Genomic DNA, 5439 nt, shown 5'->3' with positions numbered 1-5439 from the left:
TCTTATTTACCCAGCAACCGCCTTTTTATTTTTACAATCACAAAAAAACATAACTAATTGTCAAATTACTTGTAGTTGAGGACGGGTTATATTTTAACCTTTATACAGTTAGAAATTCTGGGTGTTGTTTCTTTGGCGCCTAGGCTACCTGTATAAGATTGTAATCATGAGATTGAAAAATTATTTATGGAAATACAATATCTTGGAATGCTTTATAGGCGTCATTCTACCCATATTGTTTTTTAATCAAGATGTAATGGGGCAAGATCAGCCAAAATCTCCGATYCAAGTTCCTAAACAACCCTCAAATTTATTACTTGGGCATACTTCTCCTGGGGTAACCGATATCTGGATCGTCTTTAAAACCCATTGCGATTTAGGTTATACCATGTCTGCAAAAGAGGTTTTAAAGAAATACCGGGTGGATATGATGGACAATGCAATTAGGCTTATTGAACAGGAAAGGAACAAAGAAAGTTCGGAGCGGTTTAAATGGACCATTGCCGGCTGGCCGATGTGGGGAGATATTCTGGGTGATCAGCAGACTACAGAACGGAAAAAGAAAATCGAACAGGCCTTGACGGAAGGATATATAAATGTGCATGCTTTTCCGGCCACGATCCATACTGATGTATTTGAAGAAGAAGATTATGTTCGGTCGCTTGGATTTTCCTCTAAAATAGCCCGGAAGTACGGACTAAAACTGCCTATTGCGGCAAAGATGACCGATGTACCTGCACACAGTTGGTTTTTACCTACATTATTGCATCATGCAGGAATCAAATTCTTGCAGATCGGAAGGAATTATGCTAATCGCGGACCTATATTGCCTGAACTATTTTGGTGGCAGGGTCCGGACGGTTCAAGGATACTCTGTAATTACTCAACAGAGTACGGATCAAAGCTAATGCCTCCCGATGACTGGCCTTCGAAAAATTATTTAGCGGTTTCAATGACTCACGATAACGAAGGTCCCCCTTCTCCGGGTCAGGTAGAACAAGTAAAGAAAGAAGCGGGGAAAATAAAAGGGGCTAAAGTTCATATTGGGACATTGGATGATTTTGCAAATGCATTATTATCCGAAAATCCTGATCTGCCAGTAATAAAGGGCGATATGGTCGATCCATGGATCCATGGTGTAATGGCTATGCCTCAGGAAACCAAAATGTCGAGGAATATCCGTCCGCTTCAACCTGTTCTGGATATTTTAAATACGCAGTTAAACCTCTGGAAGCTACGGAGTGGATCAGTTGAGGACAAACTGACTGTTTCCTATGAAAACAGTATGCTTTATGGCGAACATACCTGGGGAGCGATGACACCCGGGTGGGGCTTTTTCTCCATGGATGGTAAAAATATGGGCAATGAAAGGTACCGCTATGGCAATGATTTCATCCGGGCGAGGGCCGAAGGCTTTTATGAAAAGTTTGAAAGCAGTTTTGAGGAGCACAGGCGATATATAAAAATTACAGATAGTATTGTCTCAAAAGAACTGGATAAAAGGTTAGCCATTCTTGCACAGAATGTAAAGGCGAAGGCCGGAGAAATCATCGTATACAATACATTGCCATGGGCAAGAAGTGGAGAGATCAGTATTGGCAGCAAAAAGATCTGGGTCAATGATATACCGGCCAACGGTTATAAGGTTATAAAGAACGATGAGAAAAATGGGGTTACTTTAGCTAATCATCCAGCTATTTTGGATACGAAATATTTTACGGTACGTTTTGATACCAGCCGCGGTGGTATTGCTTCTTTGATCGAAAAATCAAGCAGAAAAGAACTTGTTTCGAAGGGCGATAATTTTGTACTGGGACAGTTTTTACACGAGAAATTCAGCTATCAACAGACAATAGATTATTATAATAAATATTGCACGCTTTCCAATTCATTTAATGCTTCAACAAAGCCGAACATGCCAAAGAATATTCCCTATTCAGCTGTTGCGCTCAACAACTGGAAGATGAATGTTGTGCAGTCCGCTTTTGCTGATATTGTTACCCTGACCACTGGTAATACGCAAGGCATCGCCAAATCTGTATCTCTAAGATTTACCTTTCCCAAAGCGCAGCCTTTTGTTGATGTAGAATGGAGGATCAAGGATAAAGTCCCTAGCACCCTTCCAGAGGGAGGCTGGTTATGTTTTCCTTTTAACATCAACAAGCCTGATTTTAAGGTAGGAAGAATCGGTGGGGTGATGGATTTGGCAACGGATCAGATTACTGGAGGCAACCGCTATATCTATGGTGTAAATACTGGTGCCGCGTTAAAAGAGCATGGAGGTGTTGGGGTAGGGATCTGTGCAGTTGATGCCCCATTAATGAGTTTTGGAGAACCTGGGCTCTGGAAATATGATTATGACTATTTGCCCAAAAAAGCTTCTGCTTTTGTAAATCTTTATAATAACATGTGGAATACCAATTTCCCATACTGGACAGAGGGCACCTGGAGTGAAAAGGTGAGGATCTGGACGATAGGGAAAAATGAAAATACCACTGAAAATATTGCCATTAAGTCTTGGGAAGCCAGAATGCCCTTATTATCTATCACCACAAGCGGTATAGGTACAAAGCTGCCGCGCGAAAAAAGCGGGATTTCTGTTTCGCGTAAAGGCATACTGGTAACTGCTTTCGGAGCAGACCCTGACAGTAACCGGGGTACGCTGCTGCGGATCTGGGAACAGGCAGGGATTAAAGGGAAGGTAACGATCAATCTTCCTGGAGAAATGAGCGTAAAATACGCAACACCTGTAAATTTAAGGGGAGAGATAACCGGGCAGAAAATAGAAGTGAAAAATAACCTGTTCAGTACTGATTTAACATCATTCGGTCCCGCCAGTTTTATTTTAAATTAAGCGCTGATTACATTGGATAGAACAATGTTTCTGTTCATTCACAATAAGATAGTCCATGGTATTGTGTAGGATAGTCCATTGTGTTAACCGTTTTAGTTATTTATTATTATAGTGGCGCTGACGATGATCACCTCACCATCAGCGCCAGAACCAAATATAATCAGTATGAACCGTAGGCTTTTTTATTTAATGCTGTTGTTTTCGGCTATTATATATGCCATACAGGCATGCAATAGTTCGTCCACGAGCCAGGTTGCACAGGAGCAGATACCCGATAGCATCAGTTATAATTTTCATGTCCGGCCGATACTGTCCGATAAGTGCTTTATCTGTCATGGTCCTGATGCAAATAAACGTGAAGCCGATTTAAGGCTGGATATCGCGGAAGAAGCTTATAAAGCTTTGAAAGACAAACCTTCGGCGCATGCGCTTGTCCCCTTTAAACCCTTAGCCTCTGAACTTTTTTTGCGCATCTCTAGTCAGGATTCAAGCCAGCTAATGCCTCCTAAATCCTCCAATCTCAAACTAACCGCGCATGAAATTGCAGTTATCGAGAAATGGATCAAACAGGGAGCTAAATATGAGCGGCACTGGGCTTTTACGCCGCCAAAAAGCCATCAGATCCCAAAAGTGGAAAATAAGGAATGGGCAAAAAATGAAATCGATTATTTCATTCTGCAGAAACTGGAGCAAAAAGGGATAAAACCAAATGAACAGGCAGATAAAGAAAGGTTATTGAAACGGGTTAGCCTCGACCTTACCGGCCTACCACCGGATATGGAGATGATGAATAGGTTCATGGCCGATAATAGCAACAATGCCTATGAAAAGGTTGTGGAGTCACTCCTTCAGCGCCCCGCATATGGGGAGAAGATGGCCCTGCATTGGCTGGATGTGGCCCGTTATGCCGATTCGCATGGTTATCAGGACGACAACTACCGCAGTCAATGGCCATGGAGGGACTGGGTCATCCATGCTTTCAATACCAATATGCCCTACAAGCAGTTTATCAGCTGGCAGCTCGCTGGAGACCTGATGCCTAATGCTACCAAGGAGCAGTTGCTTGCGACTGGCTTTAACCGGAACCACAAAATCACCGAGGAGGGCGGGGTAATTGATGAAGAATACCGTGTTGAATACGTAACAGACCGGGTAAATACCTTTGGCAAAGCCATGCTGGCTGCCACAATAGAATGTGCCCACTGTCACGATCATAAATATGATCCCTTCTCTCAAAAGGAATATTATCAGTTATATGCTTTTTTTAACAATGTTAAAGAAGTCGGACTTCAGTCAACCGTCGGGGGGGCTGAAACCTACGCGAAAAAACCGTTGATGGAAATCAGAAATGAAGACATCAAAAAGATATTGGCTTTTGTAAATAAGAGAGATACCAATAAATTGATTGTTTCGGTAATGGGGGATAGGGATACACTACGTAAAACCTATATCCTCAATAGGGGGGTATATGATGCGCACGGAGAAGAAGTACAGGCCGGTACCCCGAAATCTTTGCTCGCTTTCAGCGATAAGTATCCAAAGAACCGTCTGGGTTTAACGCAGTGGCTCTTCGATAGGAAAAACCCGCTTACAGCAAGGGTATTTGTGAACCAGATCTGGCAGGAGTTTTTTGGACGTGGTATTGTTAAGACCTCAGGTGATTTTGGTATGCAGGGCGAACTTCCCTCGCATCCGGAACTACTGGACTGGCTGGCGGTAGATTTTATGGACCATGGCTGGAACATCAAGCGTCTTGTCAAACAGATCGTAAGCTCAGCGACTTACCAGCAATCTGCAGTCGTATCAAAAGAGAAATTAAAAACCGACCCTGAAAATATCCTGCTTGCGCGGGCACCTCGTTACCGCATCCCTGCAGAATCCATAAGAGATGTGGTGCTGGCTAGTAGTGGCTTATTGGTTAAGACCATAGGCGGTCCAAGTGTAAAACCTTATCAGCCTGCTGGGCTTTGGGAAGGAGCGACCTCCGGACGTGGTATACTGGCCTCTTACCGCCAGGACCATGCCGAAGACCTTTACCGTAGGGGAATGTATACATTTATCAAACGTACAGTCCCACCGCCTTCAATGGGTGTTTTCGATGCCAGTAATCGCGATCAGTGCGAGGTGAAACGGTTAAACACCAATACCCCGCTTCAGGCTCTGGTGATGTTAAATGATCCAACGGTACTGGAGGCTTCACGCGTTCTTGCAGCGAGACTCCTACAGGAAAAGAACACTACTGAGGATAAAATCAAGAAGGCATTCCGGTTGATTGTATGCCGGATTCCAAATGAAAAGGAGATAAAACTGCTCAGCTCTTATTATGCAGATCAACAAAAAATATTTAAAGGTGGGAAAGATGCAGAAAAAGTATTGACTGTGGGCGAGTACCCACTTCCTAAAAACATCAACAAGGTCTCACTGGCTGCAATGATGGAGGTGATTACCACCATTTATAATTTAGAGGAAACCATTACAAAAACCTGATATATGGAAAAGGATATTTTAGAACATGGTCTTAACTTTAACAGGCGCCGTTTTCTCTCCAGGCTAAGCTTAGGGCTTGGAAGCGTTGCCCTTGGCTC

Annotated in this window: 2 protein-coding genes; both read left to right on the top strand. The window is 43.2% G+C overall.

Annotation, left to right across the window (positions count from 1 at the left end):
* The first annotated feature begins 256 nt into the window (after positions 1–256).
* A complete protein-coding gene (locus AC1DPQ_RS16340) occupies positions 257–2854 on the top strand; it encodes a glycoside hydrolase family 38 N-terminal domain-containing protein (protein WP_477610260.1) in 2598 nt (865 codons plus the stop codon).
* A 165-nt stretch (positions 2855–3019) separates the two neighbouring features.
* A complete protein-coding gene (locus tag AC1DPQ_RS16335) occupies positions 3020–5341 on the top strand; it encodes a PSD1 and planctomycete cytochrome C domain-containing protein (protein WP_477610259.1) in 2322 nt (773 codons plus the stop codon).
* The last annotated feature ends 98 nt before the right edge of the window (positions 5342–5439 follow it).

It is taken from the genome of Pedobacter sp. 01T416_2, from assembly GCF_056398925.1.
Note: the sequence above shows the minus strand (reverse complement) of the source record. Positions and strands in the feature narration are given on the sequence as shown.